21 protein-coding genes and 1 pseudogene are annotated in these 24869 nt (G+C 61.3%); 16 read left to right on the forward strand and 6 right to left on the reverse strand.

All coding sequences use genetic code 11. From position 1 onward, the window contains the following. Positions 1 to 8: 8 nt before the first annotated feature. The 3 genes from AB3X89_RS04650 to AB3X89_RS04660 are packed head-to-tail and all read right to left on the reverse strand — an operon-like array spanning position 9 to position 3529. Positions 9 to 1190 (reverse strand): acyl-CoA dehydrogenase family protein, encoded by a 1182-nt coding sequence (locus AB3X89_RS04650; protein ID WP_368582062.1) that lies wholly within the window; start codon positions 1188 to 1190, stop codon positions 9 to 11. Between the two features lie 20 nt (positions 1191 to 1210). Then, complete coding sequence (locus tag AB3X89_RS04655) at positions 1211 to 2035, reverse strand: HpcH/HpaI aldolase/citrate lyase family protein (RefSeq protein ID WP_368582063.1); 825 nt, start codon at positions 2033 to 2035, stop codon at positions 1211 to 1213. Between the two features lie 12 nt (positions 2036 to 2047). Continuing rightward, positions 2048 to 3529: an NAD-dependent succinate-semialdehyde dehydrogenase gene (locus AB3X89_RS04660; RefSeq protein ID WP_368582064.1), complete on the reverse strand. Its 1482-nt coding sequence runs from the start codon at positions 3527 to 3529 to the stop codon at positions 2048 to 2050. Positions 3530 to 3774: 245 nt separating this feature from the next. Between AB3X89_RS04660 and AB3X89_RS04665 the strand changes: the two genes are divergently transcribed. The 5 genes from AB3X89_RS04665 (at position 3775) to AB3X89_RS04685 (ending at position 10055) form a co-directional block, all read left to right on the forward strand. Beyond that, positions 3775 to 4803 carry a TRAP transporter substrate-binding protein gene (locus AB3X89_RS04665; RefSeq protein ID WP_368582065.1) on the forward strand — a complete coding sequence of 343 codons (1029 nt, stop codon included), beginning with the start codon at positions 3775 to 3777 and terminating at the stop codon, positions 4801 to 4803. Between the two features lie 35 nt (positions 4804 to 4838). After that, a complete protein-coding gene (locus tag AB3X89_RS04670; RefSeq protein ID WP_368582066.1) occupies positions 4839 to 6752 on the forward strand; it encodes a TRAP transporter large permease subunit in 1914 nt (637 codons plus the stop codon). A gap of 32 nt (positions 6753 to 6784) precedes the next feature. Next, positions 6785 to 7495 (forward strand): GntR family transcriptional regulator, encoded by a 711-nt coding sequence (locus AB3X89_RS04675; RefSeq protein WP_368582067.1) that lies wholly within the window; start codon positions 6785 to 6787, stop codon positions 7493 to 7495. A gap of 17 nt (positions 7496 to 7512) precedes the next feature. Then, entirely contained in the window at positions 7513 to 8442 is a 930-nt protein-coding gene (locus AB3X89_RS04680) for a D-2-hydroxyacid dehydrogenase (protein ID WP_368582068.1), read from the forward strand. Positions 8443 to 8807: 365 nt separating this feature from the next. Further along, complete coding sequence (locus AB3X89_RS04685; protein WP_368582069.1) at positions 8808 to 10055, forward strand: OmpP1/FadL family transporter; 1248 nt, start codon at positions 8808 to 8810, stop codon at positions 10053 to 10055. 360 nt (positions 10056 to 10415) lie between these two features. Here the strand turns inward: AB3X89_RS04685 and AB3X89_RS04690 are convergent. Then, positions 10416 to 10786 (reverse strand): annotated as a pseudogene (locus AB3X89_RS04690) (hypothetical protein); the annotation flags it as partial. 115 nt (positions 10787 to 10901) lie between these two features. Here AB3X89_RS04690 and AB3X89_RS04695 point away from each other — a divergent pair. The 9 genes from AB3X89_RS04695 to dhaK all read left to right on the forward strand — a co-directional run bounded on the left by AB3X89_RS04695 (position 10902) and on the right by dhaK (position 19305). Further along, the gene (locus AB3X89_RS04695) at positions 10902 to 11921 is read left to right on the forward strand and encodes a LacI family DNA-binding transcriptional regulator (RefSeq protein ID WP_368582070.1); all 1020 of its coding nucleotides are present in this window, start codon (positions 10902 to 10904) and stop codon (positions 11919 to 11921) included. Between the two features lie 115 nt (positions 11922 to 12036). Then, positions 12037 to 13368: an ABC transporter substrate-binding protein gene (locus tag AB3X89_RS04700; protein WP_152767291.1), complete on the forward strand. Its 1332-nt coding sequence runs from the start codon at positions 12037 to 12039 to the stop codon at positions 13366 to 13368. 72 nt (positions 13369 to 13440) lie between these two features. Further along, positions 13441 to 14397, forward strand: coding sequence for a carbohydrate ABC transporter permease (locus AB3X89_RS04705; protein WP_368582071.1), 957 nt, complete (start codon positions 13441 to 13443; stop codon positions 14395 to 14397). Continuing rightward, on the forward strand, positions 14394 to 15347 hold the full coding sequence (locus AB3X89_RS04710) for a carbohydrate ABC transporter permease (protein ID WP_368582072.1): 954 nt from the start codon (positions 14394 to 14396) through the stop codon (positions 15345 to 15347). Before AB3X89_RS04705 ends, AB3X89_RS04710 begins: the two co-directional genes overlap by 4 nt. After that, positions 15344 to 15538, forward strand: coding sequence for a hypothetical protein (locus AB3X89_RS04715; RefSeq protein WP_013094038.1), 195 nt, complete (start codon positions 15344 to 15346; stop codon positions 15536 to 15538). Before AB3X89_RS04710 ends, AB3X89_RS04715 begins: the two co-directional genes overlap by 4 nt. A 3-nt stretch (positions 15539 to 15541) precedes the next feature. Beyond that, on the forward strand, positions 15542 to 16657 hold the full coding sequence (locus AB3X89_RS04720; protein WP_368582073.1) for an ABC transporter ATP-binding protein: 1116 nt from the start codon (positions 15542 to 15544) through the stop codon (positions 16655 to 16657). Further along, positions 16650 to 17669 (forward strand): ABC transporter ATP-binding protein, encoded by a 1020-nt coding sequence (locus AB3X89_RS04725; RefSeq protein ID WP_368582074.1) that lies wholly within the window; start codon positions 16650 to 16652, stop codon positions 17667 to 17669. The genes AB3X89_RS04720 and AB3X89_RS04725 overlap by 8 nt, the downstream gene beginning before the upstream one ends. Beyond that, on the forward strand, positions 17666 to 18301 hold the full coding sequence (gene dhaL, locus AB3X89_RS04730) for a dihydroxyacetone kinase subunit DhaL (protein WP_368582076.1): 636 nt from the start codon (positions 17666 to 17668) through the stop codon (positions 18299 to 18301). The genes AB3X89_RS04725 and dhaL overlap by 4 nt, the downstream gene beginning before the upstream one ends. A gap of 14 nt (positions 18302 to 18315) precedes the next feature. Beyond that, a complete protein-coding gene (dhaK, locus tag AB3X89_RS04735; protein WP_152767297.1) occupies positions 18316 to 19305 on the forward strand; it encodes a dihydroxyacetone kinase subunit DhaK in 990 nt (329 codons plus the stop codon). A 570-nt stretch (positions 19306 to 19875) separates the two neighbouring features. Here the strand turns inward: dhaK and AB3X89_RS04740 are convergent. Then, positions 19876 to 20655: an SDR family NAD(P)-dependent oxidoreductase gene (locus AB3X89_RS04740; RefSeq protein ID WP_368582077.1), complete on the reverse strand. Its 780-nt coding sequence runs from the start codon at positions 20653 to 20655 to the stop codon at positions 19876 to 19878. 141 nt (positions 20656 to 20796) lie between these two features. Here AB3X89_RS04740 and AB3X89_RS04745 point away from each other — a divergent pair, with 141 nt between their 5' ends. After that, positions 20797 to 21702, forward strand: coding sequence for an AraC family transcriptional regulator (locus AB3X89_RS04745; RefSeq protein ID WP_368582079.1), 906 nt, complete (start codon positions 20797 to 20799; stop codon positions 21700 to 21702). 193 nt (positions 21703 to 21895) lie between these two features. Here the strand turns inward: AB3X89_RS04745 and AB3X89_RS04750 are convergent, their stop codons facing one another. Beyond that, positions 21896 to 23056 carry an alpha/beta fold hydrolase gene (locus tag AB3X89_RS04750; protein WP_368582080.1) on the reverse strand — a complete coding sequence of 387 codons (1161 nt, stop codon included), beginning with the start codon at positions 23054 to 23056 and terminating at the stop codon, positions 21896 to 21898. A gap of 110 nt (positions 23057 to 23166) precedes the next feature. Here AB3X89_RS04750 and AB3X89_RS04755 point away from each other — a divergent pair, with 110 nt between their 5' ends. Then, positions 23167 to 24099: a LysR family transcriptional regulator gene (locus tag AB3X89_RS04755; protein WP_368582081.1), complete on the forward strand. Its 933-nt coding sequence runs from the start codon at positions 23167 to 23169 to the stop codon at positions 24097 to 24099. The last annotated feature ends 770 nt before the right edge of the window (positions 24100 to 24869 follow it).

Genomic DNA, 24869 nt, shown 5'->3' on the forward strand with positions numbered 1-24869 from the left:
GTCTCCGCTTACGATTTGAGCGCGCGCGCCACGATGTTGCGCTGAATTTGATTGGTGCCGCCGAAGATCTGGAACATCTTGGCTTCGCGGTAATGACGCTGCATCGCGTATTCGGCGGAGTAGCCATTGGCACCCATGATCTGGATGCCGTCGGTCGCGACCTGCACGTACGTGTCCGACGCGAAGTACTTCGCCTGCGACGACTCCACGTCGCAGCTGTCGCCTTCGTCGAGCAGCTTCGCCGCCCGAAACGCCATCAGGCGAGCGGCATCCACGCGCGTCTGCATATCGGCGAGCAGATGCGACACGGCCTGGAAATCGATGATCGACTGTCCGAACTGTTTGCGGTCGTTCGCATACCAGCGCGCAAGATCGATCGCCGCCTGTGCGCCGCCCACGCACATCGCCGACAACGCGATGCGCTCCTTCGACAGCACCGTGGTGAGCTTCTTCCAACCCACGTGCAGGCCGCCCACGATCATTTCATTCGGGACACGCACCCCGTCGTACACCACTTCGCAGGTCCGGATAGCGTGGCCGCCGAGCAAATCGATCGGATTTATGGTCAGTCCCCTGGATTCCTTCGGTACGAGGAAGAGGCTGATCCCGTCGTGCTTCTTCGCTTCCGGATTGGTGCGCACCGCGGTCAGAATGTAGTCGGCCTGCAGCGCGCCGGAAATCCACATCTTGGTGCCGTCGAGAATGAAGTCGTTTCCGTCGGCCACGCCGCGCGTCGTCAGTGAGGCGGCATCCGAGCCGGAGCCGTTTTCGCTCAATGCGAAGGCAAGAAAGGCACGCCCTTCGGCTAGCTTCGGCAACACCACGGCCTTGATGTCGTCCGGAGCGAAGCGCGCCAGCGCGCCGCCCACCATGTTCACGTTGGCGTTCCAGAAGCGCGCGAGCGCGATGGTGTGATACGCGACGACCTCCAGATAAGCGGCCATGTCGAGATAGCCGCCGACGCCGCCGTACGCTTCGGGCAGCGTGATGCCGAACCAGCCCTGTTCGGCGGCCACCTTCACGAGTTCCTGTGGGAAGCGCTTCTCTTCGTCGCACTGACGAACGTATTCCGGCGATGCATGGCGCGTCAGCACCCGATTCACCGAATCTCGAAATTCGAATTGATCGGCATTCAGATACGGTTTCAGGTCGCGCCGGTTGACCAGATTGCTTGCGTATTCGGGATTCACTCTGTCTCCTCCTCGTCCGATCAGGACGCCTTGCGTTGAGCCATGTCTTGTTCGGCGTGGCCGAGCGGGATTGCACGCAACATCTCCGAACGCGACTTCGCCCCCGTCATCAGGAACGCAAGATCCGAGCCGCTGAGAATGAAACGCGCGCCTTTTTGCACGTAGGCGGTCATCAGTGCCTCGTCGTACACCCCGCCGACGCCCGGCACCTTGCCGTGCCGGTGACATGCGGCGCACACCGCGTCGACGGCGGCCGCTACACGCACATGGCCGAGTTGTCCAGTGATGCCGAGATCCGCCGCGAGATCGGTCGCGCCGACCAGCAGGACGTCGATGCCCGGCACCGCCGCGATCGCGTCGACGTTCTCGAGCCCTTCGCGGGTCTCGATCATCGCCACGACCAGCACCTCTTCGTTGATCGCGCGAACCACATCGGCGATCGGAAGAGCCTGGAAGCCGACCTGCGGCAACATGCCCGGGATCGACCGCCCGCCGGCAGGCGGGAAGCGGCACATGTCGGCGATCCGCGCGGCCTGTTCGCGCGTACTCACGTGCGGCACCACGATGCCCATCGCGCCGGTATCGAGCAGTCGAGTGGCGTGGAACGGCTCGTGCCCCGGCACGCGGATGATCGGCGTCACACCGCCCACCAGAGCGGCCGCGCAAATCTGCGCGGCCGTGTCGACGTCCATCGAATTGTGTTCCATATCGATGAACAGCCAGTCGAAGCCCGCCGTCTGCGCGATCTGCGCGATGTCGACGGTGCGGGCCTGGCGCAGCCCCATGCCGAGTGCCAGTTCACCCGCGGCGAGTTGCGCTTTCGCGTGATTCTTGATGGTTCTCATGATGGATTCCATTCAGGCGGTGCCGTCGAGCGGCTCGTCGTTCGCCAGTTCGAGGTTGATGAATTTGGTGTCCATGTAGTCGCGGATCGCGTTCGGTCCGCCTTCGCGTCCGAACCCGCTGTCCTTGCTGCCGCCGAATGGCGTCTCCGCCGTCGACGCCACGAACGTGTTCACGCCGACCACGCCGGCCTGCAAGCGCTCCGTGGTTTCCAGCGTGTTGCGCATCGAGCGCGTGAAGACATACGCCGCGAGCGCGAACGGCAACCGGTTCGCCTCGGTGATGACCTCGTCCATCGTCGCGAACGGGGTGAGGGTCCCGACCGGGCCGAACGGCTCGTCGTTCATCAGGCCGATGTGCGAAGCGGGGTTGGCGACGAGCGTCGGCTCGTAGAACCAGCCGCGACCGAATTGCGAGGGGCGCCGGCCACCGCATAGCACGCTGGCGCCTTCACTCACGGCTTCATCGACCAGACGTTCGATCGCGTCGCGACGCTTCGACGTGGTTAGCGGACCGAGATCGGTGTCCTGCTGCAACGGATCGCCGACGCGAAGCGCTTTGGAGCGCTCGACCAGCGCCTTCACGGTCTTGTCGAAGATCGATTCGTGGATGTAAAAACGTGTCGGCGACGCACAGACCTGGCCCGCATTGCGGAACTTGCCGAGTGACGCGAGGTGCGCAAATGCGCCGATGTCGGCGTCGCGATGCACGATCACGGGCGCATGGCCGCCAAGTTCCATCGTGACCTTTTTGAGGGTCTTCGCGGACATTTCGACGATCTGACGGCCGACAGGCACCGAGCCGGTGAAGCTGATCTTCGCCACGCGCGGGTCGGCCATGATCGTCGGCGTAATTGAGTCGGCTTTGCCGATCACCAGATTGACCGCGCCCTCGGGAAACCCGGCATCGACGAAACAGCGCACCAGTGCCATCGTCGCCCCGGCCGCTTCGTTCGACGGCCGGATCACGATCGTGTTGCCGGCAGCCAGCGCCGGACCCATCTTGCGGGCCAGCAGTAGCAGCGGGAAATTCCACGGCGTAAAAGCGGCGACCACCCCGAGCGGCTCGTAGTGCACCAGATACCGTCCGCCCTTGACGCGACTTTCGTAAGACATACCGAACACCCGGCGCGCTTCATCGGCGAACCAGTCGATCGACTCAGCGGAAGCATTCGCTTCCCCACTGGCCTGTGCGATCGGCTTGCCTGTTTCGAGCGCGACGATTCGCGCGAGCTGCGGCACGCGTTCGCGGACGATCGCCGCAGCCCGGCGCAGCAGCGCTGAGCGCTCCCACGGCGTGAGCTTGCGCATTGCGGCTGAGGCGTCGGACGCGGCGTCGATGGCCTCGGTGACCTGTGCCTGCGTGGCCAGCGGCAGATAGCCCAGCCGCTGTTCCGTCGCCGGATTGATCGAAAGCTGGCAGTTGTCAGCCGTCGCGGCTTGCCAGCGGCCTCCGAGCAGCAAGCCGTGCTCGCGGTAGTGCGCCTCTAATTCCATTTGCTTCCTCCTGACAGGTATCGCGGATGTTCGCGGCTTTGTAGGTGCTTTCCCGGGGACTCCTTTGCATGCACTCTTTTTCTTATATCAACATCTTGACATCTAAGTGTCAACACTTTTAGAGTTTGTGTCAGCGAAATACGATTCATCGCATGCACTTTCAGTAACCGAGGTTCACAAGAAGAACGCCACCGGCGCCGCCGAATGCGTCATCCACCATTTGCTTTCCATGGAGCGAGACGAAAATGAGTTCGTATTCCCGTCGTACCTTTCTTCAAACGCTCGGGGCCGCCACGGTGGCGGCGATGGGGACTGGCGCCTTGCCGTCGCTCACTCGGGCGCAGAGCGCGCAGTTCAAGCTGAAGTACGCGAACAACCTCGCGCTGTCCCATCCGCTCAACGTTCGCGCGAAAGAAGCCGCGGACGCCATCCAGAAGGAATCTGGCGGCCGTGTCGAGTTGCAGATTTTCCCGAACGGTCAGATGGGCACGGATACCGACATGCTGTCGCAGGTTCGATCGGGCGCCATCGACTTCCTGACCCAAGGTGGCGTGGTGCTGTCGACGCTCGTGCCGGTCTCGGCGATCAACGGCATCGGCTTCGCGTTCAAGGATTACAACCAGGTATGGGCAGCAATGGACGGCGAGCTCGGGAGCCACATCCGCACGGCGATCTCGAAGGTCGGGCTCGTCGCGATGGAGAAACCGTGGGACAACGGCTTTCGCCATCTCACGAGCTCGGTCAAGCCGGTGCAAAGCCCGGCCGACCTTAAAGGCTTAAAGATTCGCGTGCCGGTCAGCCCCCTTTGGACCTCGATGTTCAAGGCGCTCGACGCCTCGCCCACCAGCATCAACTTCAGCGAGGCGTATTCGGCGCTGCAAACCAAGGTCGTTGATGCAGAAGAAAACCCCCTCGCGCTGATCGAAACCGGACGCTTCTATGAAGTCCAGAAGTTCTGCTCGTTGACCGGCCATATCTGGGACGGCTTCTGGTTTCTCGGCAACGCGCGGTCGTGGGGCAAGCTGCCGCCGGACTTGCAGACGATCGTGGCGAAACACCTGAATGCGGCCGCAGTGGCTGAACGCGCCGACGTCGCCGCACTGAGCACATCGCTGATCGGGAAGTTGCAGTCACACGGCATGGCGTTCAACAAGCCCGATATCCAGCCGTTCCGCGCCTCGCTGCAAAAGGCCGGTTTCTACGACCAGTGGCGCAAGAAGTACGGCGATGAAGCTTGGGCGTTGCTCGAGAAGTACACGCAGAAGCTCGCATGAGCACGGACCACCGAAGAGTTTCTGGAGAACGAGTCATGACTTCCCGAGTTCATCCCGAGCAGGTGTTCGCCCACGACATGGGCGCGCCGAAGCAACGACATGCGGCATCGAAGGTCGTGCGCGTCGGCAGCGCACTGGAACTGGCCATCAAGTGGATCACCGAAGTGCCCGCTGCGCTGCTGCTAGTGGCCGAAGTGGTGCTGCTGCTCACCAACGTTTTCTGCCGCTACGTGCTGCAGGATCCATTGATCTGGGGAGACGAACTCGCGTCGATCCTGTTCATCTGGCTGTCGATGCTGGGCGCAGTGGTGGCGTTGCGGCGCGGCGAACATCTGCGGCTGACGATGTTGGTTGCCAGAATGTCCCCGCAAAACCGCGCGTTTGCGGAAACGCTTGGAAATTTCATCGTGATGACCTTCGTGCTGCTGCTGGTGCGGCCGGCAACCGACTGGGCGATGAACGAATGGATCATCAGCACGCCGGCGCTCGATCTGCCGAATGCCATCCCCGCAGCCGCGATTCCCGTGGCGGCTGTGCTGATGCTCGTGCTCGCCGTTACGCGGTTGCTCGAGCGCTCGTCACTGCGCGATTGCGTGAAGGCTTTCGCGCTGGTGGCCGGGGTCGCATTTGCGCTCTATTTCGCACGGCAAGCGCTCGCGCCACTGACCGCGGTCAGCCTGATCCTTTTTTTCGCCGTCGGCGTAGTCACGATCATCTGTCTCGGTGTGCCGATCATGGTCGCCTTCGGGGTGTGCACGTTTGCTTATCTCGCAACCGTCACCGGCGCACCGTTGACGATCGTCGTGAGCACCATGAATCAGGGGATGTCCAGCCTGATCCTGCTCGCCGTCCCGCTGTTCATCCTGCTCGGCGCGCTCATGGAAGCGATGGGGCTTGCCGAAGCGATGATCCGTTTCCTCGCTTCGCTGATCGGGCACAAGCGTGGCGGCCTCGCCTATGTGCTGATCGGCGCCATGTACCTCGTCTCCGGCATCTCCGGCTCGAAGGTGGCGGATATGGCTGCGCTCGCGCCGGGCCTGTTCCCGGAAATGAAAAAGCGCGGCGCGAATGAAGGCGACCTCGTCGCAATGCTCAGTGCGGCGGCGGCCATGTCGGAAACCATTCCGCCCAGCCTCGTGCTGATCACGATTGGGTCGGTAACCGGCGTTTCGATTGCCGCGCTGTTCACAGGCGGCTTCATGCCGGCCGTGGTCGGCGCGGTAGCACTCGCGGCAGTCGTCTGGTTCAGAAGCCGCGGGGAAATCCTGCAAGGCGTGCAACGGGCCTCCCGGGCCCAAGTCGGCCGCGCATTCCTGATTTCGCTGCCTGCGCTCGCGCTGCCCTTCGTGATCCGCGCGGCCGTGGTGGAAGGCATCGCGACCGCGACGGAGGTGGCGACAATCGGCGTGGCTTACACCTGTGTGGTGGGTTTGCTACTGTATCGCCGTTTCGACTGGAGCCGGCTCTATCCTATTCTGGTGGAAGCGGCGTCGCTGTCTGGCGCGATTCTGATCATCATCGGGTGTGCAACCGCGATGGGATGGGCGCTCACGCAGTCAGGCTTCTCCGCGCAACTCGCCAAGTTGATGATGGCTGCGCCTGGGGGCAAGCTCGGCTTCCTGGCGATCTCCGCGATTACGTTCGTGATGCTCGGCAGCTTTCTGGAAGGAATTCCGGCAATCGTACTGTTCGGGCCGCTACTGTTCCCGATCGCGCGTGCGATGGGCATCGCGGACGTGCACTACGCAATGGTCGTGGTGTTCGCGATGGGACTGGGCCTGTTCGCCCCCCCGCTTGGCCTTGGCTTTTATGCGGCGTGCGCGGTCAGCAAGGTCGACCCGTCCACCGCGATGCGCCGCGTTTGGCCGTATCTGGGGGCTTTGGCGGTGGCCCTCATCGTGATAGTGCTGGTTCCGCGGGTATCGACGGGTTTTCTGCAAGCAAAATAAAGGTATCGAATGACACAGAAAGGGCAATCAACATGAAAAACGCGTTTAACAGTGAACCGAACGGCAAGGGGAACGCGCGCGCGCCCGAGGTAATCGCGTCGAAGCTCGACGACATTCGCGAACAGGTGCGCGCCATGATCCAGCGGGGGGACTTGCGCCCCGGCGAACGTGTGAATGAGCAGGCGCTTGCAAACCAGATCGGCGTCGGCCGCAATTCGGCGCGCGAGGCCCTGCGCTCGCTCGAACAGGCGGGGCTCGTGCGAATCGTCCCCAATCGGGGCGCCGAAGTACGGCGGCTGTCGCTCGAAGAGGCGATGGATCTCTATGAGATTCGAGCAGGGCTCGCACGCACGGCGGGACGTCTCGCCGCTCTGCGTCTGACCACCGACGAGGAGCAGTCGCTGAGCCTTCTCGTTGACAAGATGGACTCCGCCGTAGCCGAGCGCAACAGCCCTCTGTATCAGACTCTGAACACCGAGTTCCACCGTCAACTCATGGCAGCGACCAAGAATCCGCGGCTGATCACGATCAACCAGGCTGTCGCAGATGAACTGACGCTCTATATTCACAAAGGCGTGTATTCGTTCACGCAGATGCAGCGTTCCGCGAAAGAACACCGCGAGCTTTTCGAGGCGCTGCGCGCGGGCCAAGCCGACGCGGCTGCGGAGGCTTTCGAGAATCACGTGCAGACGGGCAAGAAACGCATGCTCGACACCGTGTCCACGAGCACGTCCGAACGTTAATGAAGTGGAGCAGCCTGTTGAAAACCATCGTCTTTCTGGACCGCGCGACGCTGTCGGCCGATCTACCCGATTTTCCGTTTTCGCATCGCTGGGTCGAATATCCATCTACGGCGCCGGAACATGTGCTGGAGCGTTGCCGCGATGCGCAGATCGTCGTGACCAACAAGGTTCCAATGTCGGGCGAAGTGCTCGAGCAGTTGCCGAAACTGGAACTGATCGGCGTGCCGGCCGCAGGCGTCAATCATCTGGATATGGAAACATGCCGCCAACGGAGCATCGAAGTAGTCGCATGTCCGGGCTATTCGACGATCTCCGTGCCGGAGCACGCGTTCGCACTAATGCTCGCGCTGCGCCGCAACCTGATTCCTTACTGGAAGGACGTCTATGCTGGAGGCTGGAGCGGGTCACCCACTTTTTACGCTGAACTGCATCCGATCGCGGATCTGCACGGGTCGACGCTCGGCATCGTCGGTGCCGGTCACGGTGGAAAGCGACTCGCCGAACTGGCCGGCGCGTTCGGCATGCGTGTGCTCTTCGCCGAACGCAAGCACGCCAGGGCGGTGCGCGAAGGCTACGCTGCATTCGCCGAGGTGCTGCGCGAGGCGGATGTAATCAGCCTGCACTGCCCGCTTACCGATGAAACGCGACATCTCTTCGGTCTCGCCGAATTCGAGCGAATGAAGCGCAGCGCGTCGCTCGTGAACGCCGCGCGCGGCGGCATCGTCGACGAGGGGGCGCTGATCGAGGCGCTCGACCGCAAGCTGATCGCGAACGCCGCGCTCGACGTCCTCGAGCAGGAGCCGCCAGCGATCGGTCATCCGCTGTTGACCAGCGCGCGCACGGATCTGATTGTGACTCCACATGTCGCATGGCGGACTCAGGTGGCGATGCAGCGACTCGTTACACAGCTCGCGCACGGCATCGAACAGCATTACGCGCGGCGCTGAGAGCGAAATTCGACGAGATAGTGTTGCGCCGTTTCAAGCTCCCTGACAGCAACATTGCAATAAGCAGCTGTGGCAGAACCATGGTGAGTTCGGAGATGGAGCCGCCAGCCTCCGCCACCGAATTCGTCGCCTTTGGTGTGAATACCATGTCTCTTGCAGGATTGGCGAGCCCTTGAGTAGGGCGCATGCTTTCTCCGCTGAAGCCTGCATGGTCCGAAGGTCAATGCAAGAATCGAAAAACTCATCGGCAGAGAAACTTTATATGTTTTTAACCTAGTGCTTATGTGAAAAACTTGGTTTGAGGCGCGAGATCGAATCAATACACTCCGTCTCCCTGACTATTCCAAATATTATTCGGGGAAACAATGAAGCTACAAGCCACTCGCGCGCTCATTGCTGTCGTCGCGGCAGCACCAACCTTTGCATGGGCCACCAACGGCTATTTTTCCAACGGCTACGGCGTCGCATCACAGGGCATGGCCGGCGTCGGCATCGGCTTTCCGCAGGACGCCCTTGCCGCTGCGGCCAATCCCGCAGGTATTGCCTTCGTTGGTAACCGCATCGATGGCGGCATCAGTCTCTTCCTGCCAGATCGTGGCGCCAACGTGTCCGGCAACCGTTACGGTGCTAACGGCGACTACGACGGCAACAATCGCTCGATCTTCGTGCTGCCCGAATTCGGCGTTACATATCAGTTTCTGCCGAACGTGTATGCGGGCCTTGCACTGTACGCGAACGGGGGGCTCGACACCGGCTACGCCCATAATCCCTATCAAGCGTTCGGTGCCACGGGGTCAGCAGGCGTGGATCTCGAACAGATGTTCCTCTCGCCGACAATTGCTTACAAACTGCTCGACCGGCACGCGTTCGGCATCGGCCTGAACGTCGCGTTTCAACGCTTTACGGCAAGCGGGCTGCAGCCGTTCACTGGCATGTCGGTCGCGCCCGGCAACGTAACCGATCAGGGTGCCGACACTTCGGTCGGGGTTGGCGTGCATCTTGGCTATACCGGGGAGATTACGCCGACACTGACCGTCGGCGTGACGTGGGCATCGAAGATTCATGGCCGTTTCGACAAATACAAAGGTCTCTTCGCGGACGGCGGCTCATTCGACATCCCGGAGAACTACGGTGTCGGGTTTTCCTGGAAGGTTACGCCGGCATGGACGGTGGCGGCCGACTTTCAGCGCATTATGTATGGCAACGTGAATTCGATCGCGAATCCGCTCGCCAACCTGTTTGCAGGCAATGCGTTGGGATCGTCCGACGGCCCAGGCTTTGGCTGGCGCAATACGAACGTGATCAAGATCGGCACGAGCTATGATGTATCGAGCCATCTCACGCTCCGCGCAGGCTACAGTCATTCGAGCCAGCCGGTGGCTAGCACGGAAACATTCCTGAATATCCTTGCACCGGGTGTTGTGCAGGATCAGGCGACCCTGGGCGCCACGTGGAAGCCCGATGCGAAAACATCATTCGGCCTCTTCTATGGACATGCGTTCAAGAACACGGTGAACGGCGACAACTCGATTCCCGCAGCCTTCGGTGGAGGCAATGCGAATGTTCACCTGTCCGAAGACGTGGTGGGCGTCTCGCTCGGCAAGCAATTCTGAGCCTCGCCATTGCGGGCGCCGGCGCGCCCGCGAGCCGGTGCTGGTTTGCACGGCCGGTTGCAGCCCGCGACTTGCTTCGGCGCGGCTCTCGCTAACGGCGCATGAGCGGTGCCTTGCTGGGGAAATCATGATATCCGCGCCGACAATGAGTTTGCATTCGACGGCAGTCTGTTTCGGCGGCTCAATGACCGAAGTTCATCCAGATCGAGCCGTTTCGACATGAAAGGGCGAATCTCCAAGACGGGTCCGACACCGGCAGTTCGCACCGTGTGACAAACGGGGTTTGACGCGGCCGCTTCTCAGCGCCATCCAGTTGGCACAGGTCGGTCGTCCGCCGCGTTGTGACAAATTTAATGTCGCGACGGTAACGGTGCTCTTGTGCTCGGCGATGAGCCGATAGACTGTATCCCCAAGTACGGTCTCGTGCTCTAGCACCGGGTCTGAAATGTCGCGCAGTACCGGCTCGTACGCTTGCAACAAGCCGTAGCCAAGCTCGTTCAGTTCCCTGGGCAGCACGTTCGCATGCTCGTTTGCGCTCTTCATTTGCAGGCCCGCGCACTGCGACGGCAGCGCCGCGAGACTGAACAGATCCCCATCGGTGTTGAAGCCGAACTTCGACACCATATCGAGGCCGATACGCGAGGCCTCCTGCAAATCCGACGCAGCGCGGCGACCAGACCGTGACCCGCCTCATGCACCGCGATGCGCTTGCGCTCGTCCTCGGTAAGCGCGTTCGGCGACCGTCCGGTTTGACGCATTTAACGCGTCAAAAAAGCTTGCATTTCGCGTGTGAAAAACTATCTTTGGTTAACAAAATGATTCTTCGCCTGGCACCGGAGGAGACCCATGCCGGCAACACGTATGATGATTGCGCGTCGTGCTGGCGTGAGCGTCGCCACGGTCGACCGTGTGCTGCGCGACGATCAAGGGGTTCGCCCTGAAACAGCCGAGCGCGTGCATCTCGCACTGGCCACTTTGCGTGACGATCGCGCGAGTCGCGGCCGGCCTGCGAAAGCCACGTCATTCCGGGTCGCCTTCGTCTTACCGCAAATCAACTCCCGCTTTCTCGATCAGGTCGAGCGCGATATCGCACTGTCGGCCAGCTTTTTTCGCGAGCATCGCCTTGTCCCCTCGTTTTACCGTTGCGACCTGTCCAGCCAGCGCGACGCAATCTCACTCGGGCAGCAACTGATCGACTACGACGCGCTCGTGCTCGTGCCGCTCGATTACCCCTGGGTCGAGCGGATGATTCAGGACTTGACGGATGCCAACGTGCCCGTCGTCACGGTCTTCTCGGATTTGCCGTCGAGTGCGCGCGCGGCGTACGTGGGTGTCGATAACCGCATTGCCGGACGAACGGCGGGGCTGCTGATGGGCCGCTTCGTCGGTTCGCGTATCGGCACGGTCGCCGTGTTGTCGGCGTCGTCGCGTCTGCACGATCAGCTCGAGCGTCGCACGGGTTTTTCCCAGGTGCTCGAAGAGGACTTTCGCAACCTGCGCTGGCTCACGGAGCCCGATTTCGCCGAAGACGACGACAGCGCCGGACTCGCCGTGCAAGGACTGATGGCGGGACATCCGGATCTGGTCGGCGTGTATGTGACGGGCGGCGGCATTTCCGGCATCGCGTCGACGCTGCAGGAATCGGGTGACAAGACGCGCGTCGTGCTGATCGGCCACGAGTGCACGGCTGACACTCGGGCGCAACTGTCGGAGCGGGCGATCGACGTCATCCTCGATCAGGATGTGCGCGGCATCGTCCATTGCGCGGGGCTCGCCGCCATCAATTTACTGAACGACGTGCGCGGCGTGCTCGCCATTCCGACGCCCGAAACCCGTATTTATCTTCGTGAGAATGCGCATGCCTGAAGCTCGCGACACGCGGACGGCTCGCTGAGTCTGCCAGTGCTCTAAATACAGCGTCCGGCGCATGGGCGCTGTCTGTCATCAGGTTGGAGACCCGACGGAGACAAGGAGAAGAGACATGTTACGTCTTACGACAGCAAGGGTAATCGCGGCGCTGCTGGCGTCACTGGGGCTGAGCTTCGGATCGGCGGCACACGCGCAGGGCAAGCAGTTGACGTTATGTTGGGCCGCATGGGACCCCGCCAATGCACTCGTCGAATTGTCGAAAGACTTTACGGCGAAAACCGGCATTGCGATGAAATTCGAGTTCGTGCCGTGGACGAGCTACGCGGACCGCTTTATCAATGAACTCAATTCGCACGGAAAACTTTGCGACCTCATCATCGGAGATAGTCAGTGGATTGGCGGTGCCGCGGTCAATGGGCACTACGTGAAGCTTAATGACTTCTTCGACAAGAACAAGATTTCGATGAACGATTTCGTGCCGGCGACCGTCGTCGGCTACTCGGAATGGCCAAAGAACACGCCGAATTATTGGGCGCTGCCCGCAATGGCGGACGCCGTCGGCTGGACGTATCGCAAGGACTGGTTTGCAAGGCCCGAACTGCGCGCGGAGTTCAAACAGAAGTACAAGCGCGAACTCGAACCGCCCACTACGATGGATGAGCTCAAGCAGACAGCCGAGTTCTTTCAGGGCCGAAAGATCGACGGCAAAACCGTGTATGGCGTGTATATCTTCACAGAGCGCGGTTCGGAAGGGATCACGATGGGCGCGACCAACATGCTCTATAACTTTGGCTTTGAATACGAGGACCCGAAGAAGCCTTATCGCCTGGACGGCTTCGTGAATTCGCCAGGCGCCATCAAGGGGCTCGAATTCTACAAGGCGCTTTACAAGTGTTGCACGGCCCCGGGCATGACGAACGCCTACATGCAGGAAGGGCTCGATGCGTTCAAGTCTGGCCAGGTCGCGATGCAGATGAACTGGTTTGCCTTCTTCCCCGGACTGTACAAGGACCCGAATGTCGGCGGCGACAAGATCGGCTTCTTCGTCAATCCAAAAGAAACGAAACAGTTCACACAGCTCGGCGGGCAAGGCATTTCCGTCGTGTCGTACTCAGACCACAAGGCTGACGCGCTCGAATACATCAAGTGGTTTGCGCAGCCCGATGTGCAGAAGAAGTGGTGGCAACTCGGCGGCTACTCGGCTGCGAAGTCAGTGGTAGATGCGCCGGACTTTCCGAAGAGCGCGCCATTTGCGCCTGCATTCCTGAAGTCGATGGCGATCGTCAAAGACTTCTGGGCCGAGCCCGCGTATGCCGAGCTGCTGCTCGACATGCAAAAGCGCGTGCACGACTATGTGGTTGCCGATAAAGGCACCTCGAAGGAAGCGCTCGATCTGCTCGTCAAGGACTGGAACAAGGTCTTCAAGGCTGAAGGGAAGAACTAGCGTTATTGCACATGAACACGCGGACCGGCAAGCCGATCAATCTTGTCGGTCAGCGACAACAAGGAGTCAGGCATGTTGGCAAACAAGCCTTTTCCTCCGGAAGGGTTGCAGACGAAAGCGCAGACGCGCGCTGCCGCGCGCCTGCGCGGGCTGTCGGACCGGACGATCGCGTGGCTGTTCATTCTTCCGACGATCGTGCTGCTGCTCGCCATCAACATCTTTCCGTTGATCTGGGCATTGCGGTTGTCGTTCACGAACTTCAAGTCGAACATGCCGAGCGTGCCTGCGCGCAATGTCGGCATCGACAATTACACGGACATACTCACCGACGAAGACATCTGGTACGCCATGCAGGTGACGGCGCGCTTCGTGTTCTGGTCGGTCGGGCTCGAAGTGCTCCTCGGTTTCGGGCTCGCGCTGCTGATCAACCGGCAGTTCCGCGGCCATAGCTTCTGGACCACGCTGATTCTGCTGCCGATGATGCTTTCGCCCGCTGTGGTCGGCAACTTCTGGACCTTCCTGCTGCAACCGCAAACGGGACTTTTCAACGACATCGTCAGCTTTTTCACGGGCATTGCGCCAAACTCGTTTCAGATGATCGGCGACGTGCCGCTCGCGCCGTGGACCATCGTGATGGTCGATACGTGGATGTGGACGCCGTACGTGATGCTGATCTGTCTCGCGGGATTGCGTTCGATTCCGGACTACATCTACGAAGCGGCCGAAGTGGACCGTGCTTCGCCGTGGCGGCAATTCTGGTCGATCACCTTGCCGATGACCCTGCCGTTCCTGATGCTTGCGATCCTCTTTCGCGGTATCGAGAACTTCAAGATGTTCGACATGGTGAACCTGCTGACATCAGGCGGCCCGGGCTCCGTAACGGAAACTGTGTCGATCACGCTCAAGCGCGCTGCGTTCGAGAAGTGGCAGACGGGGTACTCGTCCGCCCTGGCGATCATCCTGTTCGTGGTGGTCTTCGGCGCGGCGAATATCTATGTGAAGGCACTCAACCGGGTGAAACAGCGATGACAGACCTTGCGCTTCAACAGTCGGTGGTGGCGGCATCGCCGCGCAGCAAGACGTTCGCCGCCTTCATCGTTATCGCCTACGCACTGATTGCGGCCCTGCCGATCGTATGGATCATCCTGACGAGCTTCAAGACGCAGGAAGACGCGGTTGCCTATCCGCCCGTCGTGGTTTTCCACCCGTCGATGGAGGGCTATGTGAATCTGTTCACCATCCGCTCGCGGCAGACGCCCGAGTTCATCGCGAGCTTGCCACCCGCTCAAACCTGGTATGACCGCGATGTGCGCAAGCGCAATATGGTGATTGCGGGGCCGTCGAAGGTCTTGCCGCGCTTCGTCAATTCGCTCGTGATTGGCTTCGGCTCGACCTTCCTTGCGGTTTTTCTCGGCACGCTCGCAGCCTATGCGTTCTCGCGTTTCAGGATCCCGCTTGCCGACGACTTGCTGTTCTTCATTCTGTCGACGCGGATGATGCCGCCCATCGCCGTCGCGATCCCCATCTTTCTGATGTATCGCGCTCTCGGCCTCTCCGATAGCTACCTCGGCATGATCGTGCTCTATACGGCTGTGAACGTGTCGCTCGCGGTGTGGCTGCTCAAAGGATTCATGGACGAAATCCCGCGCGAATATGAGGAAGCAGCCCTCGTCGACGGATATACGCGGTTGCAGGCTTTCGTCAAGGTCGTGCTGCCCCAGGCGATCACGGGCATTGCCGCGACGGCCATTTTCTGTCTGATCTTTGCATGGAACGAGTACGCGTTCGCATTGCTGCTGACGAGCGGCGATGCACACACGATGCCGCCGTTCATTCCGTTCATCATCGGCGAAGGCGGACAGGACTGGCCGGCCGTCGCGGCCGCCACGACGCTGTTCGTTCTGCCCATCCTGATCTTTACTGTTGTACTGCGCAAGCATCTGTTGCGCGGGATCACCTTTGGAGCAGTGCGCAAATGAAAGCCCAACCTGCCATGCCGCGCCGCCGCCTGTTCCGACGGCGTTACTGTGAGGGCGCATCGACCGTGCTTATCGGCCTCGGCATTGCGATGCTCGTCCAGCCATTCACGGTCGATCTCTACACCTGGTCGTTTCCCGTGATTCTGGTGGGCGCGCTGGCTTTCGTCGTCACCAGTCACTTCCCGGAGTGAGCCATGTCGACGATCGTTCTCTCCAACCTTCATAAACGCTTCGGCGCCTTCACTGCGGTGCACGATACGAATCTCACCGTGAGCAACGGCCGCTTCGTCGTGCTGCTGGGACCGTCCGGCTGTGGCAAAACGACGACGTTGCGCATGATTGCCGGGCTCGAACTGCCGACCTCAGGCCAGATTTTGATCGACGGCGAAGATGTGACGGGATTGCGGGCGCGTCAACGCGACATTGCGTTTGTGTTCCAGATGTTCGCGCTCTATCCCCATATGACTGTGCGGAACAACATCGCCTTTCCGCTGAAGAACGAAGGCATTTCGCGCCGCGAGATTGCGGCGCGTGTCGATGCGGCCGCGCATATGCTGCGCATCGAATGTCTGCTGGACCGAAAGACGGGTGGGCTGTCGGGCGGCGATCGTCAACGCGTCGCGTTGGGCCGCGCGATTGTCCGGCACCCGAAGGCTTTTCTGATGGACGAACCGCTGGGCACGCTCGACGCGGATTTCCGCGAACTGATGTGCCTTGAGTTGCGCAAGCTGCACAATGCGCTCCACGCAACGACGGTCTACGTGACGCACGACCAACGGGAAGCGATGGCGATGGCCGACGACATCGTTGTGATGAGCGGCGGCGAGGTGCTGCAATCCGCATCGCCGCATGAGGTCTATCACTTCCCAGCGACCGTGTTCGTTGGGAGCTTTATCGGCAGCCCCCCGATGAATTTTCTGGCCGTGGACGGCGGCGTCGAAGCGGGCGTGGAATCGGTCTCGCTCCGCGGTGTGGCCGTGTCGGTGCCGCGCACTGTTGCATCCGCCGCGAAAGCGCTGCTTGGCGTGCGGCCCGAGCACGTCGTGATCGACGAGCACAGTGCGTTGCGTGGACGCGTGATTGCCGACGAGTATCTCGGCTCGCATCAGATTCTGGTCGTCGAAACGGCGCTCGGCGTGGTGCGCGTGCGGGTCGGCAAGAACGAAGGAAGAGCGGCGGGAGCGCAGGTCGGGTTGTCGTTTCACAAGGAGCGCACGCTGATGTACGACGCATCCAGCGGCGTGCTGCTGCCCGGCGCTGTGCGGCAGATGGCCGTCAACGGACGCAGCAACGGAGGCGCTTATGTCTGAGATTCGCCTGCATGGGGTGACGAAGCGATTTGGCGATATCGTCGCGGTGGATGATGTGTCGTTCGACGTGAAAGAGGGCGAGTTCGTCGTGTTGCTCGGGCCGAGCGGCGCGGGCAAGACCACCACGTTGCGGCTCATCGCTGGTCTCGAACGCCCCGACGAAGGCGAGATATTCATCGACGGTGCCGCCGCGAAGGACATGCATCCGGCGGACCGAGACGTCGCCTTCGTCTTTCAGCAGTATTCGCTGTACCCGCATCTGACGGTGTTTGGCAACCTGGCGTTTCCACTGCGCTCCCCGCGGCGGCGCGTGAGCGAGGCGGAAGTCACCGCGCGCGTGCAGATGGTCGCGCAGATGCTGCACATCGAGTCGAAACTTGGCAATCTGGCGACGCATCTATCGGGCGGCGAGATGCAGCGGGTCGCCATCGGACGCGCGCTAGTGCGTCAGCCCAAGGTGTTTCTGATGGATGAGCCGCTGTCGTCGCTCGATGCGAAGTTGCGCGAGGAGATGCGAATCGAACTGAAGCGTCTGCATCGCACGATCGGCGCGACGATCATCTACGTGACGCACGATCAGGTCGAAGCGACCACGCTTGCGGATCGCATCGGCATACTCGAGCAGGGACGCATCGTGCAGATTGGTGCGCCGCGCGATGTGTATGGCAATCCCGCTTCACTTGGCGCTGCGCAACGTCTCGGCTCGCCGCCCATCAACCTGCTGCCACCCATGTTGTTCGATCTTTCCACGATGCCGGCCGGCACGTCGACGGTCGCGATCCGGCCTGAAGACATCGTGCTGCACGCGCCTGATACGCGCGACGTGGTCAATCTTCGCGTGCTTGAATATTCCCCGCTGCGACATCTGCTGATCATGGAGCGCGACGGCACCGCCATCGTCGCGACGACCATGACCGAGCGCAATTTCACGCCTGGACAAACAGTCGGCGTGTCGCTGCCTCCGCGCAGCCTTCTCTATTTCCGCTCCGACGGCAGGAGGATTCCGGCATGAACGGGAAAACGGTCATGGCGTGCATCGAGGCCGCGCACGCGACGCTAAAGAAACACACGGATGAGATCGCCGCGCTCGATCAGCAGATTGGCGATGGCGATCATATCTTCAACCTGTTGCGGGGCGTCGATGCGCTGTTTGCGATGCGCGCCGATATCGAGGCCGAGGCGTTTGCGCCCGCGCTGGAACAGGCCGCTTCCAAATTGCTGTCGACCGTGGGCGGTTCGTCGGGACCGCTGTTTTTTTCGTTGCTGCATGGCATGGCAAAGGCCGCGCAGAACGTGGACACAATCAGCGTGGAGGACGCGGCGCGGATCTTCGCCGCGGGTGTCGACGCCGTAGCCCAACGCGGCAAAGCCGGCATCGGCAGCAAGACGATGATGGACGTGCTCATCCCCGTCTCGTCACGCTTCGTGGAACTAGCCGAAGATAGTGCGGCGCCCGAAGCCGTGCTCGACGCGCTGCCGCTGACGGCCGAAGAGGGCATGCGCGCGACGCGCGACATGCTCGCGACCAAGGGTCGCGCGTCGTTTCTCGGCGAGCGTGCGCGCGGGCACATCGACCCCGGCGCACGGTCGAGCCAGTTGATGATCAGTGCGATATGCGCGCGGCTCGCGCAGGACAGAGAGTGAAAGGAGCGCAGACCATGAAAAAATTTATCAACCATGTCGACGACTTTCTAACTGAGAGTCTTACTGGATTCGCCGCCGCGCATGGTGATCTCGTCGTGCTCGACAACGATCCTGTGTTCGTGCGGCGCAATACGCTGAAGCCAGGCAAGGTTGCGCTCGTCTCGGGCGGCGGCTCGGGACACGAGCCTTTGCATATCGGCTTCGTCGGGTACGGGATGCTGGATGCCGCGTGCCCCGGCCAGGTATTCACTTCGCCGACGCCCGATCAGATGATGGCAGCCGCCAAGGCCGTCGATACGGGCGCGGGAACGCTCTTCATCGTGAAGAACTATTCCGGCGATCTGATGAACTTCGAAATGGCGTCCGAGATGTCGGAGTTGCCGAATGCGATGGTGTTGATCAACGACGATGTCGCCGTCGAAAACTCCAGTTATACAACGGGGCGGCGCGGCGTCGCGGGTGCCGTGATCGTCGAGAAACTGGTGGGCAGTCTCGCCGAGAGCGGCGCCAATCTCGAACAATGCAAGGCCTTCGGCGACCGGATCAACAAGCGTACGGCGTCGATGGGCGTCGCGTTTTCCAGTTGCACGGTGCCCGCGGCGGGCACGCTGACGTTCAAGATCGGCGACGATGAAATCGAGGTCGGCGTCGGCATTCATGGCGAGCCAGGGCGGCGTCGCGCGCGCTTTGCCACAGCCGATGCGATCGCGGCAGAGCTGCTGACGGCGATCATCGCCGATTTGAAGCCGGGGAACGGCTCCGAGTTGCTGGTCTTGATCAATGGACTGGGCGGAACGCCGCTCGGGGAACTGTATCTGTTGTTCAATTCCACACGCTCGTGGCTGCACCAGCGCGGTCTCGCGGTCGCGCGCGTGCAGGTCGGATCGCTTACGACGTCGCTGGAAATGGCCGGCGCGTCGATCACCTTGTGCGTGCTGGACGACGAAATGAAGCGGCATTGGGATAGCCCGGTGCATACGCCATCGCTCAGATGGGGAATGTAGCCTGTCGCCACATGGCCGTCAGATTTGCGCACGCGGCGGCAGCGGAACCGCGCGCGGGCCGCGAGCAGGGACATCGGTTTGAAGTTTCTGTCACGCTAGCGCAACAAGGCGGACCGAGCCGGCTGCAGGTTGCGTTGAAAATCGATGAGCCAGGCAAACTGCTGCGGGCTTTGGAGGAAATGCAGAGCCAGTGCCCGCAATTCCCGGTTTGAGAAAAGCTCGATGAGTTCGGGGACCCTCAAGCCCCCGTGAAAGCCGCCGTCGTACTAGAGCCGCACCCAAAGGCCGATGAGCGTCCCGAATCGGTCTACCAATCGCAGCAGTTCGAGCGGCCGGTTTTCGAATCTCACCGGCCGTGCAGCCAGTTCAGAACTGCAGGCGCGACGAACACCGTGCCGTCCCGCGACGCGGCGTTGATGGTTGGTGGCACGCTTCGCGACGAACAGCTAGCTGCAACGGCGGTTCGGTGATCGTGTGCGGCCGAGGGGCGAGAGCGATCCCGCCGTGCATCAGTGTCCTGAGCAGCGACTTCGCGCCGGGCCTCGAGCTGCGGCGACTAGTGAAGACGAGTCAGATGTGAATGCCACCCGCCACTTCTATGCGCTGCGCGTTTACCCAACCAAAGTCATCCGATAAAAGACCGGCAATCACTGGCCCTACATCCGACGGCAGTCCCGCTCGGCCCAGAGCGGTATGGTCGGCGACGGCCTTGTTGACCTGCGGATTGTCCCGTACGACGCCACCACTGAAGTCCGTCGCGATCGCGCCTGGCGCTACGACGTTGACCGCGATCCGGCGCGGCGCGAGTTCAAGGGCCATATAGCGCGTCAGCGCTTCAACGGCTGCCTTCATCGGCCCGTAGATCGCCCGCCCAGGGAACGCGAAACGTGCCAGCCCCGAGGAGATGTTCACAATCCGTCCGCCGTCGTTAATAAGCGGCAACAGCTTTTGGGTCAACAGGAATGGTCCCTTGAAATGCACCGCGAACTGAGCGTCAAGCTCCGCTTCGGTGCCCGCTGCGAACGTAGCCGCTGAAGACGTCCCTGCATTGTTCACCAGATAATCGAAGCGTTGCGCGCCCAACTTCCCGAGTGCTTCTCGCAGATGTGTGACGAAATCATCAAATGCGCTTCCATCGCCCACGTTCAACTGGAGGGCAAACGCCTGTCCGCCCGCTTCGGCAACCGTCGCACAGACCCTCTCTGCCTCGACGCGATTTGAGTGATAAGTGAACACCGAGCGGACTCCACGACTCGCGAGGCGCAGAACTGTGTCGCGGCCGATCCCGCGACTGCCTCCTGTGACGACCGCGATTTTTGAAGTCGGGTGACGATCCCTGTCTGTTTCCATTTGGCACCTGCCGGTAAGTTGGAAAACCTCAATTCTCCGGGGGGAGCCGCGAGCAGTTAATACCCGAACCTACCAAAATCTTGCCTGATCCTGCTCCGCTCACTAAGCTTGATCGACGCGCATTCTCCATACAGGGCAGCTATGTCGAACGAACTGGCCGTTGCACTGCTTCGTTATATCGAAACGCAAACAGGAACAAGCCCATACCGCACGGCCGTGGACGGGCTTCTGATTCTGCGCTCCGATCACCCCAAACCGCCGACATTTCGCACAGCCCGCCCAGCACTGTGTATCGTTGCACAGGGTGCCAAATGGGCCAGCTTTGGTGGCGCGAAACTGGAGTACCGGGCCGGACAGGCGCTAGTGGTCGGCGTTGAGACTCCGTCGCAGGGCCGAGTGTTCGAAGCAAGTCCGGACAATCCTTGCCTGGTTCTGGTTCTGGAACTCGACCTGATGATCATGCGCGCCGTTGCAAGGGAGATGTCGTCGCCCCCTGTGGCGGCAGGAGACGCAAGCCGCGGCGTGTTCGTTGCGGACTTCGATGGCCCGCTGGCCGATTGCGCGGTGCGGGTCGTCCGCTTGCTGGATACCCCGGACGCAGTCAGAATTCTGTACCCGCTGCTCATGCGGGAGATTTGTTATTGGTTGCTAAGAGGTCCGAAAGGCGCCGAAATAGCAAAGCTGGCGTCGACCGGGAATGCCTCGCACGGCGTTCTGCGCGCGATGGAAAATATAAGAGCTCAATTTTCGCAGCCAGTGCGAGTGGAAGATCTGGCTGAAATTGCCCAACTAAGTCCGTCGGCATTCCACCGGCAATTCAAGGCGTTGACCGGACTTCCCCCTCTCCAATATCAGAAGCAATTGCGCCTACTGGAGGCTCGCAGGCTGCTGCTCTCACAGTCGATGAGCGTCCAGGCCGCCTCATTTGAGGTGGGATATGAGAGCCCCTCGCAATTCAGTCGGGAATACGCGCGGATGTTTGGCGCACCACCCAAACGAGACAAAGAGGACTCGACCAATGTGAAGACAATGCGCGATGCTGCTTGAGTTACCCCGGGAGTTCGAGGTTCGCACTTCATGGGCCCGCGCATCGCAACGTAGCCGTGGTCACATCGGCTCTACGACATGAACGGCAGTTACAGTCCCGGCAGGATCTCCAGCAATACCGCGTGGACCGCCGCGCCCTACAGTGGTTTGCGGACGCAGGTCACCGCCTACAAGCAGTGCCCGAAACACGCCATCAATTCACCCCATGTGGATTCGAGATTCTGAGCCGCCAGCCACCATCGGGGCCCTTCTCCATGACTTGGGTCGCAGTCCCGTGTTCGACATGCTTCTGGCCGTCGGGTCGCGGGATGCTGAGGGTCCAGTCCAGCAGAACGAGCGCAATCTCGCCGCTCGACAGTACGAGGCGCACGGTATTTCGAACATGCGGTCGCATCGCTAGCAACTCCGCAAGCGACCGACGTAGGTCGCCTGGGCTTTCCGCGAGGTCACCGTTCGTCATTCGCATAGCGGCGTTATTTCTGAATAGGCGGAGCACTGCATCGAGATCGTTTGCGTTCATCGCCGTATCGAACGCGGCCGGGACGTCCGCAGGTGCGTTGCACACTACAGACTTGCCTTCAATCGCAGCGACAAAATTTGCGATGTGTTGCGCAACCTCCGCTGGTGATTCGAGTGGCGACAGGTGCCCGATGCCGGGAAGGATGTGCATCGCCGCATGCGGAACGCGAGGCAATAGTTCAGCCTGTAACGTGGCGACCCGATCCACCTGATCCCGCTCTCCCGAGATGACGATGGTCGGCACGACGATGGACGTCACCGCTGCGGAGATATCTTCGCGCATCGCGATCTCGGGCCACGCAGCCTTCGCTTGCGGTGCGGCCTTCAGGCTGTCTTCGATGACCTGTTCGCGGCACGCGGCATCGAGCGGTCTCGCGGTGAGGACGTTGTCGATCACGAACTCGACCGATTCGCGTGACTGGTAAGCGCCCGACAATGTCACGCGTTCCTCCTCGGAGAGAAGCATGGGCGAGGGCGGCGACGGCGCGACCAGCACCAGACCTTCGAGTCCCTCAGGCCGACGCGACGCAATGAGTTGCGCGACCTTGCCGCCCATCGAATGGCCGACAAGCACGAAGCGCTTCAGACGCAGCGCCTCGATCACGCCCTCGGCATCGTTCGCCAGATCCTCGATACGGTAGCCATGCGCGGGTGCATCGGAGTCGCCCCAGCCGCGATGGTCCGTGGCCACGATGCGGTATCGGTCCGGCAGCGCCTGCGCTACCTTGTCCCATGTGCGCGACGATCCGCCATAGTAGTGCAGGAAGACCAGCGCAAGCTCTCCGCTGCCTCGCTGCGTGACGTGAATCCGTGTACCGTTCGTTTCGATGTCCATTTCCTACTCCTCGCTGGTTGGAAGGAGCATCGTAGAGTCGTGCATGTGATTTGATAATTGCTCGAATTTTGGCGACAGTCGATAATCCTGATATCGAATCAGGTGACGATATGGATCGACTGACCAGTCTTGGCGTGTTCGTTGTGGCCGTGGAAGAAGGCAGCTTCGCGGCTGCCGCGCGGCGTTTCGAGCTTTCGCCCGCGATGGCGGGCAAGCATGTAAGTGAGATCGAGGCACGGCTGAATGTGCGACTGCTTCAACGCACGACGCGGCGGCTGAGCCTGACGGACCCGGGCCAGGCTTACTACGAGCGTTGCAAGCAAATTCTCGAGACGTACGACGAAGCCAATCGGGAGGCTAGCGATTCACACGGCACGGCCCGGGGCGTTCTGCGCGTCGCCGCGCCCGTCACGTTCGGTGCGATGCATCTCGGACAAGTCGTTGCGCGCTACGTCGAAGACCATCCGCAGGTGAATGTCCAGGTCGTGCTCGGGGATCGTTATGTCGATCTGCTCGATGCGGGCATCGACGTCGCTATCCGGATCGGGCGACTGGAGAATCCGGCGCTGGTAACACGCCGGGTCGCCCCTTGCCGGATGGTTATATGCGCATCGCGCGCGTACGTCGATCGGCATGGAACACCGCGCAAGCCGCGCGATCTGCTTCAGGCGCCCAGACTCGCGTTCAGCGAAGCTGTATCCGCCGGGGACTGGACGTTGTTCGATGCGAAGGGGCGTGCACATATTATCGAAGGGCCCGTGCGGGTGTCGGCCAACAACATGCAGATGCTGCTGTCGGCCGCGCTCGCCGGCGCCGGTATTGCGTACGGCCCGACATTCGTCTTTGGGGAGCATCTGCGCAATGGGGAACTCGTCGCGCTGCTGCCGGCATACCGCGCCACCGAGCTGGTAGTGCAGACGGTCTATCCGAGCGCTCACCGGATACCGTTCAAAGTGCGGCGGTTCGTCGATTACCTTGCCGAAGCGTTCGGCAATGATCCGCCCTGGGATGATTGGAGCCAGGGAAAAACCGCCAGAAACTGAATTTGAGGTTTGGCGTTTCTCGAACCAGATTTGACCTTTTGAGTCCGGCCAAGAGCTGCTGTCCGCGCTTTCCGGAAAGTCGACACCCCCGCGGCCGCTTCGGTCCTGCCATCTGCCCGTCGACCAGCGAGCGTCGACCGGCTGTAACGGGTCGTGAAGAACCATTCGCATTTCGCCGATGCCGACAAGCACCTGCACCTGATCGTCAATGACAGCAAAGGGTCATGCAGCAGCCACAAAGCGTGTGACTGGCGAGCGTCCGCTTTGGCCGAATTGCGTGCAAAGAACGACCGTCAGGTTTCGGATCTGTACGCGACGCGAGCCAGCAGGCACACGTCAAAGCACTCCTCCGGAGCACGAGTCTTGGAACCTGTGCCGCATTCACAACCGGAACCCGATCTTCAGCGGCCGGCCAGAATAGCCGGCTCCAACCGAAGAACCGCTGGCCAAATCCGGAAGCTCGCGGTCAGCGGCAACTGACCCGGAACTGCATCTCTACTGCACGCTAATCCAGATGTCCCGGCATCGGTGTGATGTTGCCAGATTAACCGCCCTCCGGCCCAGCGCCAGAATCCGGTGGGTGCCCACCATGGCGCGATAGCCGGGCGGACCACCGCGCGCGCCCTTCTCCTTGGGTAGTGCACGATGAGCGGGACACGTGCACCAACCCTAACCAATCGCGACCCACGCTGGATCACAGGTAGGCAAGTACCAGCGTTCAGGCCAATGTGAAAATCGTTGCCCGGCAAGGACTTTCTGGCAAGTTACCC

This window comes from Paraburkholderia sp. BR14320, assembly GCF_040948665.1.
Classification (GTDB): Bacteria; Pseudomonadota; Gammaproteobacteria; order Burkholderiales; family Burkholderiaceae; genus Paraburkholderia; species Paraburkholderia youngii.

Bases quoted from the DNA above. Each gene is read 5' to 3' on its own strand.
- AB3X89_RS04655 (WP_368582063.1), bottom strand. From the start codon at position 2,035: ATGAGAACCATCAAGAATCACGCGAAAGCGCAACTCGCCGCGGGTGAA.
- AB3X89_RS04660 (WP_368582064.1), bottom strand. From the start codon at position 3,529: ATGGAATTAGAGGCGCACTACCGCGAGCACGGCTTGCTGCTCGGAGGC.
- AB3X89_RS04665 (WP_368582065.1), top strand. From the start codon at position 3,775: ATGAGTTCGTATTCCCGTCGTACCTTTCTTCAAACGCTCGGGGCCGCC.
- AB3X89_RS04670 (WP_368582066.1), top strand. From the start codon at position 4,839: ATGACTTCCCGAGTTCATCCCGAGCAGGTGTTCGCCCACGACATGGGC.
- AB3X89_RS04675 (WP_368582067.1), top strand. From the start codon at position 6,785: ATGAAAAACGCGTTTAACAGTGAACCGAACGGCAAGGGGAACGCGCGC.
- AB3X89_RS04685 (WP_368582069.1), top strand. From the start codon at position 8,808: ATGAAGCTACAAGCCACTCGCGCGCTCATTGCTGTCGTCGCGGCAGCA.
- AB3X89_RS04695 (WP_368582070.1), top strand. From the start codon at position 10,902: ATGCCGGCAACACGTATGATGATTGCGCGTCGTGCTGGCGTGAGCGTC.
- AB3X89_RS04700 (WP_152767291.1), top strand. From the start codon at position 12,037: ATGTTACGTCTTACGACAGCAAGGGTAATCGCGGCGCTGCTGGCGTCA.
- AB3X89_RS04705 (WP_368582071.1), top strand. From the start codon at position 13,441: ATGTTGGCAAACAAGCCTTTTCCTCCGGAAGGGTTGCAGACGAAAGCG.
- AB3X89_RS04710 (WP_368582072.1), top strand. From the start codon at position 14,394: ATGACAGACCTTGCGCTTCAACAGTCGGTGGTGGCGGCATCGCCGCGC.
- AB3X89_RS04715 (WP_013094038.1), top strand. From the start codon at position 15,344: ATGAAAGCCCAACCTGCCATGCCGCGCCGCCGCCTGTTCCGACGGCGT.
- AB3X89_RS04720 (WP_368582073.1), top strand. From the start codon at position 15,542: ATGTCGACGATCGTTCTCTCCAACCTTCATAAACGCTTCGGCGCCTTC.
- AB3X89_RS04725 (WP_368582074.1), top strand. From the start codon at position 16,650: ATGTCTGAGATTCGCCTGCATGGGGTGACGAAGCGATTTGGCGATATC.
- dhaL (WP_368582076.1), top strand. From the start codon at position 17,666: ATGAACGGGAAAACGGTCATGGCGTGCATCGAGGCCGCGCACGCGACG.
- dhaK (WP_152767297.1), top strand. From the start codon at position 18,316: ATGAAAAAATTTATCAACCATGTCGACGACTTTCTAACTGAGAGTCTT.
- AB3X89_RS04740 (WP_368582077.1), bottom strand. From the start codon at position 20,655: ATGGAAACAGACAGGGATCGTCACCCGACTTCAAAAATCGCGGTCGTC.
- AB3X89_RS04745 (WP_368582079.1), top strand. From the start codon at position 20,797: ATGTCGAACGAACTGGCCGTTGCACTGCTTCGTTATATCGAAACGCAA.
- AB3X89_RS04750 (WP_368582080.1), bottom strand. From the start codon at position 23,056: ATGGACATCGAAACGAACGGTACACGGATTCACGTCACGCAGCGAGGC.
- AB3X89_RS04755 (WP_368582081.1), top strand. From the start codon at position 23,167: ATGGATCGACTGACCAGTCTTGGCGTGTTCGTTGTGGCCGTGGAAGAA.